This is a genomic window from Mesorhizobium sp. P2_B5 (assembly GCF_056404775.1).
The window spans coordinates 205,623-226,011 of the sequence record NZ_JBFUDJ010000009.1; the positions used below are offsets into that span (position 1 = coordinate 205,623).

19 protein-coding genes and 1 pseudogene are annotated in these 20,389 nt (G+C 58.9%); 6 read left to right on the forward strand and 14 right to left on the reverse strand.

Features of this window, described 5'->3' with window-relative positions; all coding sequences use genetic code 11:
* Nucleotides 1-99: 99 nt before the first annotated feature.
* Nucleotides 100-903: an IclR family transcriptional regulator gene (locus AC1D1N_RS25090; RefSeq protein ID WP_436260267.1), complete on the reverse strand. Its 804-nt coding sequence runs from the start codon at nt 901-903 to the stop codon at nt 100-102.
* Nucleotides 904-1,216: 313 nt separating this feature from the next.
* On the opposite strand from AC1D1N_RS25090, the gene AC1D1N_RS25095 reads away from it, so the two are divergent.
* The 5 genes and pseudogenes from AC1D1N_RS25095 (at nt 1,217) to AC1D1N_RS25115 (ending at nt 6,436) form a co-directional block, all read left to right on the forward strand.
* The gene (locus AC1D1N_RS25095; RefSeq protein ID WP_436260268.1) at nt 1,217-2,473 is read left to right on the forward strand and encodes a CaiB/BaiF CoA transferase family protein; all 1,257 of its coding nucleotides are present in this window, start codon (nt 1,217-1,219) and stop codon (nt 2,471-2,473) included.
* A pseudogene (locus AC1D1N_RS25100) lies at nt 2,395-2,697 on the forward strand (3-oxoadipyl-CoA thiolase); the annotation flags it as partial. The gene AC1D1N_RS25095 and the pseudogene AC1D1N_RS25100, both read left to right, overlap by 79 nt.
* A 77-nt stretch (nt 2,698-2,774) precedes the next feature.
* Nucleotides 2,775-4,211: an NAD-dependent succinate-semialdehyde dehydrogenase gene (locus AC1D1N_RS25105; RefSeq protein ID WP_436260269.1), complete on the forward strand. Its 1,437-nt coding sequence runs from the start codon at nt 2,775-2,777 to the stop codon at nt 4,209-4,211.
* Nucleotides 4,212-4,359: 148 nt separating this feature from the next.
* Complete coding sequence (locus AC1D1N_RS25110; protein WP_436260270.1) at nt 4,360-5,928, forward strand: acetolactate synthase large subunit; 1,569 nt, start codon at nt 4,360-4,362, stop codon at nt 5,926-5,928.
* 70 nt (nt 5,929-5,998) lie between these two features.
* Entirely contained in the window at nt 5,999-6,436 is a 438-nt protein-coding gene (locus tag AC1D1N_RS25115; RefSeq protein WP_477351671.1) for a hypothetical protein, read from the forward strand.
* Between the two features lie 193 nt (nt 6,437-6,629).
* Here the strand turns inward: AC1D1N_RS25115 and AC1D1N_RS25120 are convergent, their stop codons facing one another.
* The 13 genes from AC1D1N_RS25120 to AC1D1N_RS25180 all read right to left on the reverse strand — a co-directional run bounded on the left by AC1D1N_RS25120 (nt 6,630) and on the right by AC1D1N_RS25180 (nt 19,707).
* Complete coding sequence (locus AC1D1N_RS25120) at nt 6,630-7,652, reverse strand: ABC transporter permease (RefSeq protein ID WP_436260272.1); 1,023 nt, start codon at nt 7,650-7,652, stop codon at nt 6,630-6,632.
* Nucleotides 7,653-7,719: 67 nt separating this feature from the next.
* On the reverse strand, nt 7,720-8,760 hold the full coding sequence (locus AC1D1N_RS25125) for a sugar ABC transporter substrate-binding protein (protein WP_436260273.1): 1,041 nt from the start codon (nt 8,758-8,760) through the stop codon (nt 7,720-7,722).
* A 24-nt stretch (nt 8,761-8,784) separates the two neighbouring features.
* A complete protein-coding gene (locus tag AC1D1N_RS25130; RefSeq protein WP_436260274.1) occupies nt 8,785-9,546 on the reverse strand; it encodes an ATP-binding cassette domain-containing protein in 762 nt (253 codons plus the stop codon).
* A 550-nt stretch (nt 9,547-10,096) separates the two neighbouring features.
* Nucleotides 10,097-10,765, reverse strand: a complete 669-nt coding sequence (gene eda / locus AC1D1N_RS25135; RefSeq protein WP_436260275.1) for a bifunctional 4-hydroxy-2-oxoglutarate aldolase/2-dehydro-3-deoxy-phosphogluconate aldolase — start codon at nt 10,763-10,765, stop codon at nt 10,097-10,099.
* 68 nt (nt 10,766-10,833) lie between these two features.
* A complete protein-coding gene (locus tag AC1D1N_RS25140; protein ID WP_436260276.1) occupies nt 10,834-12,075 on the reverse strand; it encodes an NAD(P)/FAD-dependent oxidoreductase in 1,242 nt (413 codons plus the stop codon).
* Nucleotides 12,062-12,748 carry an amino acid ABC transporter permease gene (locus AC1D1N_RS25145; protein ID WP_436260277.1) on the reverse strand — a complete coding sequence of 229 codons (687 nt, stop codon included), beginning with the start codon at nt 12,746-12,748 and terminating at the stop codon, nt 12,062-12,064. Before AC1D1N_RS25145 ends, AC1D1N_RS25140 begins: the two co-directional genes overlap by 14 nt.
* A complete protein-coding gene (locus tag AC1D1N_RS25150; protein ID WP_436260278.1) occupies nt 12,748-13,419 on the reverse strand; it encodes an amino acid ABC transporter permease in 672 nt (223 codons plus the stop codon). The genes AC1D1N_RS25145 and AC1D1N_RS25150 overlap by 1 nt, the downstream gene beginning before the upstream one ends.
* Nucleotides 13,416-14,219 (reverse strand): amino acid ABC transporter ATP-binding protein, encoded by an 804-nt coding sequence (locus AC1D1N_RS25155; protein WP_436262005.1) that lies wholly within the window; start codon nt 14,217-14,219, stop codon nt 13,416-13,418. Before AC1D1N_RS25155 ends, AC1D1N_RS25150 begins: the two co-directional genes overlap by 4 nt.
* 56 nt (nt 14,220-14,275) lie before the next feature.
* The gene (locus AC1D1N_RS25160; protein ID WP_436260279.1) at nt 14,276-15,241 is read right to left on the reverse strand and encodes a substrate-binding periplasmic protein; all 966 of its coding nucleotides are present in this window, start codon (nt 15,239-15,241) and stop codon (nt 14,276-14,278) included.
* A 530-nt stretch (nt 15,242-15,771) separates the two neighbouring features.
* Nucleotides 15,772-16,548 (reverse strand): ABC transporter permease, encoded by a 777-nt coding sequence (locus tag AC1D1N_RS25165; protein WP_436260281.1) that lies wholly within the window; start codon nt 16,546-16,548, stop codon nt 15,772-15,774.
* Nucleotides 16,545-17,378 (reverse strand): ABC transporter permease, encoded by an 834-nt coding sequence (locus AC1D1N_RS25170; RefSeq protein WP_436260282.1) that lies wholly within the window; start codon nt 17,376-17,378, stop codon nt 16,545-16,547. The genes AC1D1N_RS25165 and AC1D1N_RS25170 overlap by 4 nt, the downstream gene beginning before the upstream one ends.
* A gap of 58 nt (nt 17,379-17,436) precedes the next feature.
* Nucleotides 17,437-18,564: an ABC transporter substrate-binding protein gene (locus AC1D1N_RS25175; RefSeq protein ID WP_436260283.1), complete on the reverse strand. Its 1,128-nt coding sequence runs from the start codon at nt 18,562-18,564 to the stop codon at nt 17,437-17,439.
* A gap of 51 nt (nt 18,565-18,615) precedes the next feature.
* Nucleotides 18,616-19,707 (reverse strand): ABC transporter ATP-binding protein, encoded by a 1,092-nt coding sequence (locus AC1D1N_RS25180; protein ID WP_436260284.1) that lies wholly within the window; start codon nt 19,705-19,707, stop codon nt 18,616-18,618.
* A 498-nt stretch (nt 19,708-20,205) separates the two neighbouring features.
* Here AC1D1N_RS25180 and AC1D1N_RS25185 point away from each other — a divergent pair.
* The coding region (locus AC1D1N_RS25185; RefSeq protein ID WP_477351677.1) for an alcohol dehydrogenase catalytic domain-containing protein at nt 20,206-20,389 on the forward strand (184 nt) is incomplete at its 3' end.

The window sequence follows — 20,389 nt, forward strand, 5'->3', positions numbered from 1 at the left end:
TGCCACGCCCTTCCGACCGCACCGGCCGCGCATGTCGCCGTATCCATTTGGGCGTCGATTCAGCGACCCGACCGGAAACAAGGGCAGTCACCCCGACGCTTAAGCGTTCTCCAGCAGATCCTGTAATTGCTGCTTCGTCCTCAGCAATGCATCACCCACGGTGGTCAGACAATCGTCACGCGAGACGATATCGGAAATGCCCCCACATGTGAGAGCAACGAGCGGCGATCCGTCGGTCGGCCGGAAAGCAACTCCGATGGCGTTGATGTAGCTGTACCAAGTCCCAAATGAACAGACGAAGCCGCGCGTTCTGTAGCTCTGGATCGCCTCCTCGACACTATCTCGGATCGCGTTCGCATTGGCGGGCTCCCGCGCGATCAGTTGGGCAAGCAATTCCTCGCGCGCTTGCGGTATCATCTCCGCCAAATAGGCCAAGCCCATCGCGGTGCGCCAGATCGGTAACTGTGAGCCCACATTAAGTTGCAGCGTCACCGGCCCGAACGCACGGCAGTTGGCCAAATAGATCATCTCGAGTCCACTACGGGCGCCGAGCGCTGCTGCGACGCCCGTTTTGTCAGCCAGCCCCTGCAACAAAGGCTGGACCATGCGTACGACCGGGATAGAGCTCATCGCTGAATAGCCAAGCGAGATGGTTGAGGGGCCGATGGAGTAACGGCCCAGGGATTCGTTGTAGATGAGGTAACCACTGCTCGCCAGAGCATAGGTCAAGCGCGACACGGTGGCTTTCGGAAGCCCGGTGCGTTCGATCAAATCCTGGTTGCCCAATGTCGACTCGCTCGCCTTGAAAGCCCGCAAGATTTCCAAACCTCGCAGGAGCGAACCGGCGGCGACGCCTTCTTCCCCGCCATTGGCATCCTCCGCTGATTTGGAACGCTTTCTCATCGTCACCTCCTGAGGTTCCGCGGCAACTCTAGCCGCAATTGGCTCGAATACAATGGAATTTAATTCCATTCAGTTGACGCGCAAGGTACCAGATGGCATTAGTAACGCAAAATCGCACCCTGCCGCCGGGCACGACAGACGAGCCACATCATCAAACGGCCGAACTGCTTGCTTCCGACATCTCGACCCAGTTTGCAGTCCGGGATCGATCGGAATCAGACAGGTAGGACGGGAGATCAGCTCGACTGCGTCGCCGGGACCGACGGGGCGCAACCGAAACCCGTTTGCGGCGGACATCTCGAGGAGACCAGCAATGGAGAAGACAGAGCTGCCGCTGGACGGAATCAAGGTGCTGGATTTGACGCGGGTGTTGGCCGGTCCCTGGCTGACGATGTCACTCGGCGATCTGGGTGCCGAAGTCTGGAAGATCGAGAGTGTGGCCGGGGGCGACGACACACGGGCATGGTCAGTTCCAAACTACATGGGGGTGAGCACCTATTATCTCTGCGCCAACCGCGGCAAGCAAAGTGTGGCTGTCGATCTGAAATCGCCGCAAGGGCGTGAAATCATCTTGAAGCTGGCTGGCAAAGCTGACGTCGTGGTGGAAAATTTCCGTGCAGGTACGATGAAGCGGTTGGGTCTCAGCTATGAAACGCTTCGCGACATTAACCCGGCCCTCGTTTTCTGCTCGATCTCGGGCTACGGCCAGACCGGACCGGAAAGCGATCGTCCAGGTTATGATTTCATTATGCAGGCAGAAAGCGGACTGATGTCGATCACTGGCGCCGCCGATGGACCGCCCAATCGGCTGGGGGTGGCTTTCACGGATGTCGTTGCGGGCATGGTTGCTACACAATCGGTCTTGGCGGCGCTCTATCAGCGACGCGATACGGGAAAAGGCCAGTTTATCGACATAGCCCTGATCGAGAGCACATTGAACATGCTGATCAACGTCGGAACAGGCTACTTAAACGCCGGCGTGGATGGGTTCCGATATGGCAATGCTCATCCTAGCGTGGTGCCTTACCAGTTGTTTGAATGCTTGGACGGCTTCTTTGCGCTGGCAGTGGGCAACGACCGGATGTTCAAGGATTTCTGCATCCAGGTCATCGACCGACCGGATCTGGCCGAAAATCCACGCTTCGTCACGGCGCATCAACGTGCGCTGAACCGCGAAGACCTCTTGGCAGCCCTTGGAGAGGCGCTTTGCAAAAATTCGGTTGAACACTGGCTCGATGCCTGTCGCAGTGCGTCTGTGCCAGCGGGTCGCGTGCATACGGTCTCCCAGGCTCTGGCAACGCCCACGGTGATCGAAAGGGGGATCATTCAGTCCTTGAAGCATCCCGAACTCGGTACTATCCGCTTGATCAGTCCGGCCCATGGCCTCGCTGGCCAGAAAAACCGCGTGCAGAAGGCTCCCCCCCTGCTTGGCGAGGATACCCGCGCCGTTCTTGAGATTGTCCTTGGCTATGACGATAGCCAGATAGACCACCTGCTTCGAACTGGCGTCGTCTATTGCCACGGCGCAGCGGCACTACAGGCCCAGGCGTCGGAGGGCGCTGCGCAATGAGCCGTGCCTTCGCCGCACAGGGGCTTGCGGTTCTTCGCGCTCTTGGCCTGCCAGACGACGCGCCGCACGTGAATCCCAATGGAGGCGCCATCGCGGTGGGCCACCCTCTTGGGGCTTCGGGCGCTCGACTGGCGCTCACAGTCGCCCACGAACTGAAGCGCCGAAATGGTCGCTTTGTGCTTTGCACAATGTGCATTGGAGTCGGTCAGGGGATCACTCTCATTCATGGAAAGGCCCTGAGCCGGAATATGCGCGCCCCATTGATCCCGCCTGGACGTCACGCATCACGAGGAAAGTCGATATGAGCAACTATCCCGACGTAAACCTTTACATCAACGGATCATGGCGGCCCGCAGAAGAGGAGCGTTGGATCCCGGTGACCGATCCATCCAGTGGGCAGGAAATTGGTCGCGTCGCCAATGCCTCGCAAAATGATTTGGACGATGCGCTGGCCGCGGCCGACGAGGGGTTCAAGATTTGGAGCCGGACCTCACCGTTCGAGCGCGCCAAGCTCATGCGTCGCGCCGCGGACCTGCTGCGCCAGCAAGTGGACGAGATTTCACATTGGATGACCCTGGAGCAGGGCAAACCCCTGGCACAGTCGCGACTTGAAACATTGGCCGGGGCAGACATCATCGACTGGTTTGCGGGCGAGGCCCAACGTACCTATGGCCAGGTCATCCCGGCGCGCGCGAGCGACGTGCTGCAGATAACAATCAAGCTGCCCGTCGGGCCGGTGGCAGCGTTCACGCCCTGGAACTTTCCTATCAACCAGATTGTTCGCAAACTCTCGGCCGCCGTGGCTGCAGGGTGCTCCATCATCATCAAGGCGCCCGTGGAGACACCTGCAAGCCCGGCGGGTCTCGTTCGTGCCTTTGCAGACGCCGGCTTTCCTGCTGGCGTCGTCAACCTCGTGAACGGACGCTCACCCGAGATCTCGCGCTATCTGATACCCCATCCTGTCATTCGCAAGATAAGCTTCACCGGGTCGACTCCAGTTGGCAAGGAGCTTGCAGCGCTTGCTGGACTGCACATGAAGCGCGCCACCATGGAGCTTGGCGGTCACGCTCCGGTTGTGGTGGCGGCCGATGCCGATCTTGACCTCGCTGTTTCCACGATGGTGCCGTTCAAGTTCAGGAATGCTGGGCAGGTATGCGTTTCCCCCACCCGGTTTCTCGTCCACGAGACGCTGGCTGAAGAGTTCACCCAGCGTTTCACCGCCGCCTCAAAATCGATCAAGACTGGAAACGGCTTTGAAAGCACAACGGAGATGGGTCCGCTGATCAACGAGAAGCGTGTCGCAACGATAGACGGGCTGGTGGCCGACGCGGTCAAGAAGGGCGCCAAATTGATGACGGGTGGCAGGCGGATCGGGAACCAGGGCTGTTTCTACGAACCAACCGTCATTTCAGATGTGCCGGTCTCCGCGCAGATCATGAACGAAGAACCGTTCGGCCCGGTGGCAATAATCAATCGCTTTTCGACGATCGACGAAGCCATCACGGAGAGCAACCGCCTTCCTTTCGGATTGGCAGCGTATGCCTTTACCCGTGATACCGCACTGGCGACGCGTCTGGGCAACGAAATTCAATCTGGCATGACCGCAATCAATCACCTCGGCCTTGCTCTTCCCGAAGTGCCGTTCGGCGGTGTCAGGGATTCGGGCTACGGTACGGAAGGCGGGTCGGAAGCGATCGAGGCCTATCTGGAAACGCGCTTCATCAGCCGCAAAGGATAACTGCGGGACATTATGGAAATTAATTCCATTTTCGGTTGAACGGCCGGCTCTGAAGTGGCAGAGCTAGAGACGGCTCGCCTATCGCACTTCCGGCGGTTGGCGAGTCTTGACCACGCGCAGCCGAATAGACGCGATCGGGAGAAGCCAGATGACCGTCCCTGAAAGACCACACATGAATGGCGCGCAAAGTCTCGTCCACACGCTGGTTGCGGGTGGAATCGATACCTGCTTCGCCAACCCTGGAACCAGCGAGATGCACTTTGTCGCAGCGCTCGACCAGATTCCCGGGATTCGCTGCGTTCTCGGCCTGCAGGAAAACATCGTGACCGGGATGGCGGACGGCTTTTATAGGATAGCTGACCGCCCGGCGACCAGCCTGCTGCATTGTGGACCGGGTCTCGCGAACGGCCTGGCCAATCTGCATAATGCTCGCCGTGCTCGCAGCGGCATCGTTAATATCATCGGCGATCAAGCGACATGGCACCGTCCCTTTGACGCACCATTAACGACCGATACCGAAGGCCTGGCTCGGTTCAGTTCAGACTGGGTGAGGACGACGACCCGTTCGGCCGACGTCGGCCGTGACGCAGCCTGTGCCATGCAAGTCGCCCGCCGCGCGGGGGGTGGCGTCGCTACGCTAATTCTCCCGTCGGACGCATCGTGGGACCAAGGTGGCGTAGCGGCTTCATCGCTGCCAGATCTCGCCCCAACCGCGCCTGATCCACATGCCATTGGCACTGCGGCCCGAATATTGCGCGAGCATGGCGAAACGACGCTGATCCTGCTTGGCGGCCGAGCCATGCTGGTCGGGGCGCAAGAAGCCAGCTGGCGGCTTGTGCAGGCCACCGGAGCCGAAATGATGGGAGAATACGTCTGCGCGCGCATGTCGCGGGGACGTGGTCGTGTTCCGCTCAATCGAGTCCCCTACGCTCAGGCACCGGCGCAAAAGGCATTGTGGCGGTACAGTCACATCATTCTGGTAGGCGCCCGCCCACCTGTGGGCTTCTTCGGTTATCCGGGACAGCCATCGATCCATCACAACCCAGAAACACTTTTCCACGTCTTGTCGCGGCCCGATCAGGATCCTGCCACCGCCCTTACCGACCTAGCGGAAACCCTGAACGCCCCAAAAGCCGCGATCCCGGACGCGGGCCCGCGCCCCGACCCGATCGTTGGCGCACCAACTCCCGAAGGCCTTGCCCGCACCTTGGCCGCGATCATGCCCGAGAATGCTATCGTTTCCGACGAAAGCGTCTCCTTCGGTCGCGGATTCTACGAGCATACGTTTGCAGCGCCACAGCATGACTGGCTGCATTTGACGGGAGGGGCAATTGGCGACGGCCTGCCTGTCGCGACGGGCGCCGCGATCGGCGCGGGAGGCCGACGGCGTGTTATCGGTCTGCAAGCGGACGGTTCGGCGATGTACTCATTGCAGTCGTTGTGGACGCAAGCACGCGAGCGTCTTCCGGTGACTACTGTTATACTTTCAAATCGCAAATACAAAATATTGATCAATGAATACGTGGGAGTTGGCGCAAGCCCTGGTCCGACGGCGATGAGCATGCTGGATTTGACGAACCCGGAACTCGATTGGGTGAAAATCGCCAACGGCATGGGTGTCGAGGCAGCCTGGACCGACACGCTGGAAGGCTGCGCCGACCTGATGAGACAAAGCTTCGCGAGCCAAGCTCCCTTTCTAATCGAACTAGCAATCTGACCTGTAGCCAAGCGGACGATGCTATGTGGCCAAACGGGACCCGACCACTTTCCGTAGCGCGCGATGGTTCTTGCCCGACGATATGCGAACTTTGAGCCATCGCGCTCGCGACGGCAAGCTCGCGACGGCCATCCTGAACACATGGAGCGAACTAAACCCGTGTCGTAGCCATTTCAAAATGCAGGTGGACGTCAAGCCAGAAATCCTACAGGCGGGTGGTTTTCCGTTGGAATTGCCTGCAATGGCGCTTGGCGAGGTGTTCTTGAAACCTCGACCATGCTCTTCGCAACGTGCCCGAATGCAGGCTGAAGAATCATGGGTGGCTGCGTCAAAACAGTCCCGGGTTGCTGATGGCAGCATTTGCTTTATCGATGCCATCCGGGAGCTTGCCGCGATCTCGGCCATCTTACCCTTGAGCGCGTCGCTAAATGCTTGGAAGGCCGCAGTCCCCAGCAGCACTTCGATGCTGCCGCTGATTATTGATTCGTCTAGCAGGCGGACGGACTGAGGCGAATAACTATCAGCACATGAACCAGAAGCTCTTCGTCTTTCTGGACGAGCTTATGCCATAATACATCTCTGAGAGTTAAGCATCCGGCAAGGTTCCGTTACAAGGGTCTCGCAACAGGCCCGCCTGCCCTGCGAACTGCTGGCCGCGCGACACCACTTGGTGCGAAATTGTGGCTCAGCATGGTGAAAGGCTACAGATACCTGGCTCGGATGGAAACCTTGACAGAGTCGAGCAGCACCGCCGCCAGGACAAGAGCGCCCTGGATCATTTGCGTGTACTGCGGCGGCATGCCGAGAAGATTGATTGCTGTTCGGATGGAACTCAGCAGCAGGACACCGGCAAAGACGCCCGACAAACGCCCAACCCCTCCCTTGAGGCTGACGCCGCCAATGACAACCGCGGCGAAGGCCTCGAACAGCATGCCGATGCCGAGATTTGCAGTGGCCCCGGCGGACCGAGCAGCAAGCAGCCAACCGGCAAAGGCAGCAAGCATCCCGCAGATCACAAAACTCCAAACGGCGATGCGCCCCGTGTTGATGCCTGCCCGGAACGGCGCTACCGCATTGCCGCCGTAGAGATACACATATCTGCCGAACGGTGTTTTGGAGAGAATGAAGGTAAAGACCAGGAAGATGCCGATGGTGATCCAGGCCAGCGCGGGAATTCCGAGCAAATGAGCCGTTGCGATCAGACGCAGTTCCGCCGGCATTCCGAAGATTCCCCTGCCGCCGCTGAACGCAACGACCGATCCGCGAAGAAAGATGTAGGTGGCCAAAGTCGCAATGAATGCGTTGATCCCGAATTTGAGCACGATCATGGAATTGAAGAGGCCAATACACGCGCCAAGCACGAGCGCCATCACAAGCGTTGCGGGAACAACGAGCCAGGGCAGACCAAAGAAACCTTCAGTTCCGGACGCGGCGCCTATCGCTGCTGTTAGCATGGCGGAAAGCGCCATGGTGGATTCGATAGATAGATCCATTTGTCCTGCGATGATGGCGATCGACAGACCGACGGCCAATATGCCAACGAAGGTGGATTGCTCCAAAATATTGAGGAAAATGCCCGTCTGTGCATATGCTGGAATCAACAGACAGAACGCCGCCAACAGGGCGAGCAAGATCAGCCACACGGCGTGCTGCAGGACGACCTCGAGTAAACGATGGTTGCGCACCCTTGGCGGGAATGCCTCCAGTGTCTTGGCAGTGTCCATTTTATTCCTCTGATCTTCGTATGGGCGCAACCCGGTGGCCCCGGTCGAGGGCCACCGGCAGTAGCAGTCACTTCACCGGTTCGACTTTTTGCGGCGGCAACTTCAGATTTGCCCAATGGAGCGGATCGTCGACATTTTCTTTGGTTACCAAGGCGCCCGGTATTTTCAGGTTCGGACCCCATGCCTCGTCCGTTAGCACAGACTTGAGCCCCAAGACTTCGTATTCGCCCGCCTTGAGCGGCTCGCCCCGGATGATCTTGTCGAGGAACATGGCTACACCATAGGCCTGTGCGAACATCGGCGCTCCCACGGCAACCTGCTGCCACCCGGCGCGTATCTGAGCCAGGCCGCCGATGTCGCCGTCGGCGTCGAGCATCAGGATGTCGCCTGGCTTCTTGCCGGCCGCCTGCAATATGGCAACGACCGCCGAAGCCAGGTATCCCGAGTGATAGAAGATGAGATCGACATCAGGATTTGTCTGAAGGTAGTCTTGCGCGATGTTGGCAGCGTTGGTCGGCTCCCACTGCATGGCCGCCTTGGTTTCTATCTTCACATCGGGATAGGCAGCCATGATTTCGTCGAAGGCACCCTTGACGCTGACCGAATAGGAATCCCCGGGATCGCCGGTGATTTGCAGGACCTTGCCTTTCACCGCCCCTTTGCGCTCTGTCAGCAGGCGAATGGTCTGCTTGGCGGCGTCATGGCCAATCTCGATCGTGCCAGCCACGGAGGTGAGCGCGAGTTTGGCGGAGGTAATGGGCCGGTCGAACGCAATGACCGGGATTCCCGCCGCCTGTGCGCGCTCGACGCCGGGAACCACTGCGTCGAAGTCCACGGCGGCAATCACCATGGCTTTCGGCTTTAGATTGATGACGTTGTCAATCTGGTTCAGTTGTACGTCAGATTTATTGGTGGCATCGAGCGTCGTCACCTTGTAACCGATCTGGTCAAGGAAATGCGCCATCACCTTGGCTGACTCTGGATAGAAGGGGCCTCCCGAGTCAGGGATAAGATAGTATATCTCGCCCTTGTCCTGAGCTGTGGCGAATACCGGTGCAAGTATCAAAAATAATACAGACATCAGTATAGACACGGCGGATTTCAGCATGTTCACTCCTCCCGGTTAATATTGTCAGTTATGGGAACTTGCTTTGGGCTTTGTCCCGGTTATGATCCGGACGATTTCCTCAGGCGAGGTATCGACGGTGTTCACGTCGCCCACGACCGATCCCTGCCGCATGACCACCATGCGGTCCGCGATTTCGAATGCATGAGACATGTTGTGGGTGACGATGATGACTGCGATGCCCTTGCTACGGACATCGCGGATTGTGTCGAGGCTGCGCCGAACCTGTTCGACGCCAAGGGCGGCGAAAGGCTCATCAAGAACGACAAGCTTGCCGCCCCAATGGACAAAACGGTTGAGTTCGATGGCCTGTCGCTGACCGCCGGATAGGTGTTCCGCATTCATCTTGACCGAGGGAATCCGCGTGCCGGCCTGCCGGAGGACACTCTCGGTGACCTGACGCATCTCCGCTTCCTGAAGGATCGGAATACCGAGAACACGGCGGACGATTTCACGACCCATGAAGAAGTTCGCGACAACGTCGACGTTCATGCAGATGGAAAGGTCTTGATATACCGTTTCAATGCCGAGTTGCTTCGCGTCCTGCGGGGAATTCAGGTGCCTATCCGCACCATCGAACAGGTAGCGGCCGCTTGTCGGCTGCAAGCCTCCCGAAATAATCTTCACCAAGGTGGATTTGCCGGCGCCATTGTCGCCCAGCAGCGCAACGACCTCTCCCCTGCGCACGGAAAGATCAACGTGCTCGATGGCGGTTACAGCCCCAAAGGTCTTCGAAATTCCCTGAAGCCGCAACAATTCTCGATCCATGGGCCAATCTCGTTGTCTGCGTTTTGCAAGATGATATATCATCTTTAAGTTTTGGCCCATTGGCAAGAGAAAAATCGTCTCCATTCTTTGCATTGAGCCTTAAAGCGGACCGATCACTCGACGGTACTCGGCATGCTATGCTCAGGATCCAGGGCGAAGGGCCCCGACATTAGCTCTTCAAGCCGCACTTTATAACAAACGAGGGGTGCCGATTGCCCACGGAGCGCATGATATATCACGTTGGCGTTTCGGACCGACCATATCGATGACTTCCACGAGACGATCCTCAGCGCAGGCACTTGAGGCCAGACTGCCGGAACTATCGGGTTCGTGGAAATCAGGCGATCCTAACTTAACACCGCGTTGGAAAGCCGGCAGCAGGCCAGATTTCGGCCCAGTCGTGCACAGCTCATCGAAGCGTTGGGAACGGAACAGGGCATAATCACGGCGTCACCGGATCGCCGTGATTTCGTCTGGACTCGGCCTATCGATTGTAAGGAGAGCTAGGCCATGCTGTTCCCCGCCAGGGCCTTCGGAGAGGTGCTCTTCTTCAGCGCGCGGCAGCTCGCACGGCTTCTTCAGCCACGGCTTTGACCGCGGCCCAATCCGAGGCTTCAATCAATTGTTTAGGCGCCATGTACATGCCGCCCGCGGCAAAGACGTTCGGCTGGCTGAGAACCTCGCGAATTGTTTCGTTTGAGATTCCGCCCGTCGGGCAAAAGCTGACATCGGGGAACAAGGGAGCGAGGTGCTGAAGCCATCGCAAGCCGCCGTTGAGATCCGATGGGAAGCATTTTAGCTCGGAGTAGCCATGCTCCCGCGCCACAAGCACTTCAGTCGGGGTTGTAGCGCCCGGCAAGAACGGGAGCCCGACCTCATCTGCGGCGTTGGCAAGTGAGGGCGAAAACGCAGGGCTGACAAAAAAGCGCGCTCCTGCATCACGCGCCGCTGCAAATTGCTCCGGCCGCGTCAATGTCCCTGCTCCTACGATGGCTTCCTTCGCGCGCGCCGCCATCGTTTCGATGACCGCGAGCGCACATGGGCTTCTGAGCGTCACCTCGATGGTCTTGATGCCCGCCTCTTCGAGAGCGTCGAGGAGGGGCACGGCATGACTTAGCTGTTCGACATGGAGAATGGCGATCAGCCGCGACGTCTTGCTTAGCAGCTCATCGAAAGGTCGTGGCGATGAGAGTGAATTTTTGGGCGATAAGGCTTGCATCAGGGAGTCCTTGAGTTGTCACCGGAGCGCTTCGGCACGCCGGCGAAGCGAAGATAGAGTCGAAAACCTTAGGCTGCAGCGGCGGAGAAGTTGTCCTTGAAACGGAAGGTGTAATAGTGGACGTAGCGCTCGCGACACTTCTCCAGCATCTCGCTTTCGGACATCCCTGCTGCAAATCGATCCAGAGCCATTGGCGACAGATCGAGTTCGGTGCGGCCATTGACGATAAGTTCCGCCAGCTGCTCGCCCAGAGCTGGCGCAATCGACAGACCGCCGACATTGCAGCCACCCAGAACGTACAGACCTTTTGCACCGGGCGCCTCTCCCAGGATATGATGACCGTCGGTGGTCATCGTGGGAAGACCGCCTCGATGCTCCTGAAGCTTGAGGTCTTGCTGGAAGATCGGCAACTGGTCCTTAACCGTTTCGGTGAGCCGCTTCAGAACTGACAGATCGAGCTCAAGATCCTCAATCCGAAACGATGGCGACATCTGCGAGACATCGACCGGTTTAGGGTCCTTCTCGTAGCCGCCGAACATGAGCCCACCTTTATCGGGCCGCACATAGACATTGGCATCGATGATGCGCGTGATCGGTTGAGTTGTCTCCACCCCCTCGATCGGAGCGGTGATCATCAGCTGGTGGCGCATGGCAACAACCGGTACGTTGCTGCCGGCAAAGGATGCTACCAGGCTCAACCAACCACCGGCGGCGTCGACAATGGTTTTCGCAGCAAGATCGCCTCGATCGGTAACGACACGGCTGACGGCACCGTTCTCCACGACGATCTCAGACACATGGGTGTGAGGAAGGAGCACTGCCCCCAATCTCTTCGCGCCGTTGGCATACCCGCGGGGGACTTGCACCGGCTCAAGAAAAATGTCTTGGCGCATATAAGCAACGGCTACGATGCCCTTCGTCGCCAGAAATGGGTTCAGTTCGTGCGCGTGATCCGGCGAGATCATATCGACGTCGAGGCCGAGATTCTTGGCCAGGGCAAGTCGCTCCTGCAGCATCGCAGCATGTTCCGGAAACCGGGCCACTGACATGCTCCCAGGCTGGAAATATTCAATTTCCTCGCCAGTCTCCTCGGCAAAGCGCCTTATCTTATCGATAGCGCGCATTGCGAGCTTCGTCATCACTTCGGTCTGTCGAACCTGCCCGCTCAAACCAGCGGCGCGGGCGGATGTCTGGGACGCGATTTCTGCCCGGTCCAGCAGCGCTACGCTTTTCCCCGCCTTCGCGAGATGAAATGCCGTACTGGCGCCAAGGGCTCCTGATCCGATGACAATTGCGTCAAATTTTTCCATGACTGAGCATCCTTTCTTCCACTGGGCCTATGCTGAGGCGAGCCTCAAGGATGCGAACAAGATAAGATAACGGGAGGGCCATCAGCAGGTACATGAGTCCGACCGCAACATAGATTTGCAGCGGCATAAAATACTCGCTTGTGAGATCGCGAGCTTGCAGCATCATTTCGGGAGCCGAAATCAACGAAGCGACGGACGTATCCTTCAGCAAGGAGATGCTAAAATTTCCCATCGGAGGAAGAACGACCCTGAAAGCTTGCGGTAAAACAACGTGCCGCAGGACCTGGACAGGACGCATTCCAATCATTTGTGCAGCTTCGCGCTGCCCGTGGTCGATAGCCTGAATGCCTGAGCGATAAATTTCGGACACGTAGGCGGCGCCGTTCAGCCCCAGCCCGAGAATCGCCGCGTCAATCGCATGCAGGGTCAGCCCGAATGATGGCAGCCCGAAGTAGATGACGAACAGCAAAGTCAGGGACGGCATGCCTCTGATGATCTCGACATAAGTCTGTGCGATTAAGCGCAAATAGGAATAGCGTGAGAGCCTAGCCAAGGCGATTGGCAGCGCGAGAACAGCGGCAAGCAGGAAAGACAGTCCCATCAGTCGCAGTGTCCAAAGGACACCACGCATCAACTGCGGCATCCATTCGACGACGAGCGAGACAAATGCCATCACACGCTCCTCCCTTGGCTGAAGCGCCGTTCGAGACGCTGTGCAAAGCGCGACAATGGGAAGCTCATGGCGATGTAGACGGCGGCCACCAGGAAATAGATAGGTCCACTGAGATAGGTCCGCGTCACGAGATTGCGCGCATAGAAGCTCAATTCAGGTGCGGCTACGGCAGATGCTAGGGAGGTATCCTTGAGAAGTCCAACCGCGAAATTCGCCAAAGGCGGCAAGACCACACGCATGGCCTGCGGCAGAACCACGTAGCGCAAGGCCTTCATCCGCGTCATTCCGACCATGAATGCGGCCTCTAGCTGGCCGGAGTGAACCGACTGCAGGCCCGCGCGGAAAACCTCTGTCAGATACGCTCCGCCGTTGAGACCGAAGCCGACGATAGCGACCGGGATCGGATTTAACTTGATCCCGATCTGGGCTAAACCGAAATACAAAACGAACAGTTGAGTTAGGACGGGAACTCCTCTGAATACCTCGATATAGATCCGGATGATTATCTTCGGCAGGCGAGCGGGGAAGGTCTGAATAAGCCCCAGGACCAGTCCGATAGCGACCGCGAGCACGAAGGAGCCGATCGTTATATGTATCGTCGTAACCGCTCCCCAGAGCAGAATTCCCAGGAATTCGGGAAAAAGCGGTAGTGCGCGAGCCCACTCATTCATGAGGAGGTTCCAGCCCGCAGCGCTGTCGAACGAGGTTCGCGGTTCGGGCGCAGGAGCGCTAGCGTGCGCGGATGCGCCGGTGAGGACACCAGCGTGTCGGGTGCGCCCTGATCGACGATGACGCCGTGATCCATGACGACGATGCGGTCGGCCACTTCCTCGGCAAAGGACATCTCGTGGGTGACGATCAGCATTGTCATGCCTTCTTCGGCGAGCTGGCGAATGACGTGCAGCACTTCGCCGACGAGTTCCGGGTCGAGCGCCGAGGTGGCCTCATCGAACAACATCAGCTTCGGCTTCATCGCAAGAGATCGTGCGATGGCGACCCGCTGCTGCTGCCCCCCCGAAAGATGGTCCGGATAAGCGTTGGCCTTATGGGGAAGACCAACCTTCTGGAGTAGATCACGGGCGATGGGCTCAACATCCTCGCGCTTCCGGCGCAGCACTTTGAGTGGACCAAGCATGATGTTTTCTAGTGCGGTTAAATGCGGGAAAAGGTTGAAGCGCTGGAACACCATGCCGATACCGGTGCGGATCTGGGCGATTTCCTTGTCGGACATCGGCACCTTGCGTGCGCCGACGACCTTCTCTCCGATGGACTTGCCGTCAATGGTGATCAGTCCATTTGTCGGCTTTTCGAGATAGGCAATGCATCGCAGCAGCGTGGTTTTTCCCGAACCACTCGAACCGATGATCGCGACCTTCTCGCTTGGGGCGATAGACAGATCAACTCCGTCTATCGCCTTGAAGCTCCCGAACGATTTGTGAAGATCCTTTACCACGACGAGCGGCAGATCGATTTTTGGAGCCGGGTCGGCGTCTCGCTGATCTTTGGCCGATCGATCTGCCACGGCGATCACCCGAAGAAGCTCGAGAAATCTTTCGGCGCATGCGCCCAGGGACCTAGGACGGTGCCCTTTTCGTCGCGATCGATGCCGATGCGTGGGTTGCGTTCGGGCGGGACCAGAAAGTCAGGGTTGTTCAGTCCGTACTTCGCCAGAAACTCCTTGTTCCCGCCGGTCTTCCACAGCCAGGCGATACCGGCATTAAGCGCGTCGAACAGGTCGGTATTCTCTGGGTTCATTCCCATCAAGGTCAATTGCTTAACGCCAAGAATCTTGAACTGTGGGTAGGAGGTAGTTGGAATTACCTTCAGATCCCAATCGGGGTTTTGCTGAATCATGTAGCTGATTGTCGGAGTATCAAGGAACCCGAAGTCCAAGCGGCCGGCGCGAATGTCGCGCACGCAAGCGTCGGTGGTGTCGTAGAGCCTCACTTCCGCGGCGCCCGGCACCTGCTTCAATTCCGGAACGATCGTGAATCCTTGCACAGTCCCAAGGGTTCGATCCTTCATGTCCTCAAGTGTGAGCCGGTCGCCAACGGGCATGTCCTTGCGCATGAGCGTGAACTTCGGCGTGTAGTAGATCGGATCGGTAAGAAGCATTACTTCCGCGCGCTTCTGCGTCCAACCCATATTTCCCAACATAACGTCAGCTCGGCCACCGCGGACAGATTCAATCGTGGCCGACCAATCCATCAAAGCGGGCTGTGGCGTTAGGCCGAGTTTCTCGGCGATCTTTGAAATCATTTCGCCATCGGTCCCAATTATCTTGCCATCTTTGACGCTGGTCATTGGCATGTCGCCGTTCATCGCGATGGTCAACGCGCCTGGGACCACCGTTTTTACCTCTGCAGTCGCCGCGAACGCTGCGGGCAGCAAATTGGTCGCGGCGGTGACGGCGGTCGCCGCAGCGCCAACTAAAATGGATCGGCGGGTGAGGTGATGATGAAGACAGGCGTGTTCTGGCATTTTTGATGTCATCGCTGTTTCCCCTTCAAGCCGGTGCAATCCTGAGAGGCGAGGCCCGGCGCCCTCGCACGAAGCTCGGCCCTCAGCTCAAGGGCCGGGTTCAAAAGATCACTCCGCTATTCCCGCGGCGGCGAACGCTCCTCAAGTATGATATATCCAGCTCTTAGGCGGAGGTTGGACGGCACCGGTCGAAGACCTGACAGATGTATATCTGCCGCAAGATTCGGAGTTTGCAAGAGAAAAATGCCCGCCAGCGGCATTTTTTGCGGCCGGCTAATAAAAAACTGCCGACGCGCACGCGCCCTGGCCGGCTTCAGGAATTCAGATGGCCTGACAATGAATCGGCATAGCAGACACCGATTTCGCGTACTTTACCATATGATATATCCGGCTCCTTGTTGGCCGAGAAGCCCCGATTGCCGTTTCAGGCTGAGAACCGAGGTTGTTCGAAAATCAGCGCGTGCGTCGCCGGGCCCCTACTACCGGCGCTGTTCGTCATGGAAGGCGTCGCGTGCGTCCTCCCTTCAACCGGTCCACGCTCCTCAACCGCGATAGCGCGTCAGCTGCAGCGCTATCACCGTCGAGCCGATGGTGAGCAAGAGGATCAGCGTGCCTATGGCGTTGACCGTTGGTGTCAGGCCCGTGCGAACCATACCCCACACCAAGGTCGGCAGAGTGTTGCCGGTACCGATGGTGAAGAAGGTGATGATGAAATCGTCGATCGACAGCGCCATGGCGATGAGCGCGGCACCGATCACCACCGGACGGATGATCGGCAGCGTCACCGTGAAGAAGGCCCGCAGCGGGCTGGCGCCGAGGTCGCGCGCGCTTTCCACCACGCGTGGGTCGAAATTGACCAGGCGCGCATGCACGATCAGGGTGACGAAAGGCTGCGCGAAGAGCACGTGGCTCAAGATGACGGTCGGCAGGCCGAGCTTAAGGTCGATGCTGACATAGAAGGACAACAATGCGACGCCGAGCACCAGTGGCGGCAGCATGACGGGCAGCGTCAGCAGGGCCATAATGATCGAGGCACGGCGGGCGGGCATCGCCGCCAGCCCCATGGCCGCCAGCGTGCCGACGATCGCCGAGACGACCGCGACGCAGGAGCCGACGATCAGGCTGTTGGCGAAGGACGGCCAGAACTGCCGGGTCACCACCATCTCCTGCCACCAGTGGACCGAAAGCTTCTCGATCGGGAAGTTGGTCAGCGAGCGCGACGTGAAGGAGAAGAAGACGAGGAGCACGATCGGCGAAAGCAGGTAGACGATGAACGCGACCGCCACAATGCCCCACACGATGTTCGAACGCACGTTCATTGGCGGCTCCACAGCGCGATGAGCAGGCGGAAGAGGTAGACCACCACTACAGCCGCAAGCAGCATCACGATCGACATTGCCGCGCCCAGCGGCCAGTTGAACTGAGCGCCGAACTGCGGCACGATCAGATTGCCGATCATCGTCAGTTTGCCGCCGACCAGAAGCGGCGTGACATAGTCACCGGCGACCATCAGGAAGACGAAGCTGAAGCCCGCGACGATGCCGCTCTGGCAGCGCGGCACGATGACCGTCGAGAGGATCGGCCAGCGGCCGGCGCCGAGGTCACGCGCAGCCTCCACCTCGCTGTCGGAAATGCCGCGCATCGACGCGTAGATGGGCAGGACCGCGAAGGGCAAGGTGAAATGCATCAGCGCGAGGACCACGGCCTGCGGACTGTAGAGCAGCGAGGTTATCGGCGAGGAGATGACCCCCATCGCCATCAGCGCGCTGTTGAGCACGCCCTCGTTGCCGAGGATCGTCTTCCAGGCATAGATCTTCATCAGATAGCCGCCGAACAACGTGATCAACACTATGAAGAGCAGTGCCTGCGCCCATTCGCCGGCGCGGAAGCGGGCGAGGAAGGAGAAGGCGAAAGCCAGTATTGTGGTGAGCAGCGCCGTTGCCATGGCGATCACGACAGTGAATGTCATCACATCCCAGTAATTGGCGAAGACATCGCGGTAGTTCGCAATCGTTGGCTTGGCGCTCAGCGCGAAATATTCAACCTGCCAGAAGCTGAGACTGACGAAGTACGCCATCGGCGCGATAAACAGCACGCAGAACACCAGCGCCGAGGGCGCGATCAGCCAATAAGTGGATATGTTTTTCATCTGCCCGCATATCAAGAGGTATGGGAGCCCTGGCCAAGGCCGGGACTCCCCGGAAACGTTACGCGGTCTTGAAGCGCTCGTAGGCCTTCATCCACTCGCTGAAGGTAGCGAAATCGCCTTCCCGCTCGAGCGGCGGCATGCCGAAGAAGCCCGCCTTCTTGCCGTAGTTGGCTACGTCGTCATATGGGTACAGAGAGCGGATGTTCGCCGGCAGCGCCGCGGCGGCATCGACGTTGACGATCGCCTGGAAAGCGACGTTGGCGAGGCGCGTTTGGCCCTCAACGCTGATGGCCCGATTGCACAGCTCATAGGCGGCGTCGAGGTTAGGCGCGTCCTTGGCGATGCAGTAATTGTCGAGCCAGGCGTTGGTGCGCTCGACCGGATAATTGTATTTCACCACCTTGCCCTTGTCGCCGCAGAACTTCACCATCGTCTCCCAACCATTAAATGTAATGGTGACGTCGCCGCGTGCGATTGCGTCGGACAGGTCGCCATAGCTCGCCGCGACGACGCGCGACTGCTTCTTCACCTCGATCAGAAAGTCGATGGAGCGCTCGAGTTGCGCCGCGTTGATCTTGGCCGGCGTCTGGGAGCCGGTCGTGACAAGGGAGCCGATCATCATATTGCCGAGCGGGTCGTCCAACATGCCGACCTTACCGGTGAACTCCGGTTTCAGCAGATCCTTCCACGAGGCCGGTGGCGTCGGGATGGCCGCCGGGTCATAGACCATCGGAGCGCCGCCCCAGGTGAACGGCACGCCATAAAGCCTGCCGTTCACGTTGAGGTTGGGATCCTTAAGAAAGATCGGCATCACCTTTTCGAGGTTCGGTAAGCGCGAGACGTCAATCTCCTGGATAAGGTCGAGCTTCGCCAAAAGCGGAATGTAGCCCATGTAGGGCGTGACGATGTCGATCTGGCCAATGCCGCCGCCCTTGAGCTTGGCGACGATCTCGTCATTGTTTCCGATATAGGTCGTGTTGAGCGTGATGCCCTTCGATTTGAGAAAGTCGTCAAAGGCCAGCGGGTCGTCGTATCCCTGCCAACCGAGGAAGGTGACGGTCGATTCGGCGCGAGCGCGCGTGGCCGGCAGTCCGATTGCACCCGCCGCCGCGGTCGCGGCGAGGACACGGTTGAAGTCGCGTCGCGTCAGCCTGGAGGCCGACAGATTTGAATTATCGCTTCCCATTTTGCTTATCCTGCCTTGTTGTTGTGTGGTCTTCCCTCGTCCCGGCTCGGCCTAGGCTCTGACGACGCGTTGCTGCTGCAGCGGCCAGCCGAGCCTCACACGTTCACCCGCTGCCGGCCGCGGCATGACCGCCGCGTCGAGGTGAACGATCACGTTCTGCCCGTCGGGCATCCCGACCGAGCATTTGATATGGTCGCCGAGATAGAGCACGTCGCTGACGGTACCTGTGATCTCGACCTCCAGTGTTTCGTCAGGCCCGAGCAGCCTCACTGCTTTTGGCCGTACCACGACGGTAACGGACCCATCCGGCCCGGCATCGGCGAAGGTCGGTCCGGCCGCGAGCGTTACCACCCCACTCTTGCGTTCGCCGGGGAGCAGATTCGCCTCGCCGATGAACGTCGCGACAAAACGGGTCGCCGGAGCGGCATAGATGCTTTCGGCGTTGCCTTCCTGATCGATGCGGCCGGCATTCATCACGGCAATGCGGTTGGCGAGCGACAGTGCCTCGCCCTGATCATGTGTGACGAAGACGAAAGTGCCGCCGAACTCCTGGTGCAGGCGACGCAGCTCGTCCTGCATAGCGTGACGCAGTTTGAGGTCGAGCGCAGCGAGCGGTTCGTCGAGGAGCAGCACCTTCGGCCGAAGGATCAGCGCACGCGCCAACGCCACGCGCTGCTGCTGCCCGCCAGACAGGGCCGTCACGGAACGGTCGGCGAAATCGGTAAGCCTGGAATGACGCAGCGCTTCCGAGACACGGTCGTCAATCTCGCCTTTCGGCTTTTTTTGCAGGCGCAGACCATAGCCGACATTCTGGCGCACGGTCATGTGCGGAAACAGCCCATAACCTTGGAAGACGGTGTTGGTCGGCCGCTGCTCCGGGCCGATACGGGTCACGTCGCGGCCGTCGATCTCGACAGTGCCGGTCGTCGGCGAGACGAAACCGCCAATAATACGCAGCAAGGTCGTCTTGCCGCATCCCGACGGCCCGAGGATGGCGACGAAATCGCGCGGGTATATATCCAGATCGAGCGGCTCGACGGCAGCGACCGCGCCGTAGTTTTTCGAGATGCCGCGCAGCCTGAGAAGCGCAGGCGATCCGGCTGCCGGCGAGGACGGGGGTTCTGTTTGGACCCGGAGCATCATTTCGTCTTTCGCCCTCCAGTTGCGGAGGCGAGCCGCTTGCGCGATCTCGACGCCAGGAAACGGATGGAAAAATCGACGTTCTCGATGGCGGTCACAGCGCCCAAGTCCCTTCTTTAAGACGCAACAAATCCGGAGCCATGTTGTCTCATTATGTGCATCTGGAAGATCGTATATCTTTCCTCACATTCAATTTTGTTGCAACAGAAAAACGTTCGTCTGCCCCTCCTTTGGCGCAAATTCGTTATGAACTCCGTGTTTGAGCCGTGGCCAGATTGAGCAACCTCGGGTCGTAAAAATCAGGATGGGACTCGGCATGTGGCTGATTGACACCAATTTTGCCTCATGCAACACACGATATATCATCCAGCGACGAGCGCGGTGCCGGAAGGTCGAGTGTCCGGCACCACGAAACGCCCGAGGACCGGAAACGAATTAACTATCGCCGGACCAGGCCCCTGCCCGCCCCGCGCTCCCGGAAGCCCTCAGAAGGACCTTGATATGAAAGCTGTCGTCTTCGAACAGTTCGGCCAGGCGCCGACGATCCAGACCGTCGCCGATCCGAAGCCGACGCCCGAAGGGGTCGTCATCAAGGTCGAGGCGACGGGCCTTTGCCGCAGCGACTGGCATGGCTGGATGGGCCATGATGAGGGCATCACACTGCCGCATGTGCCGGGCCATGAAC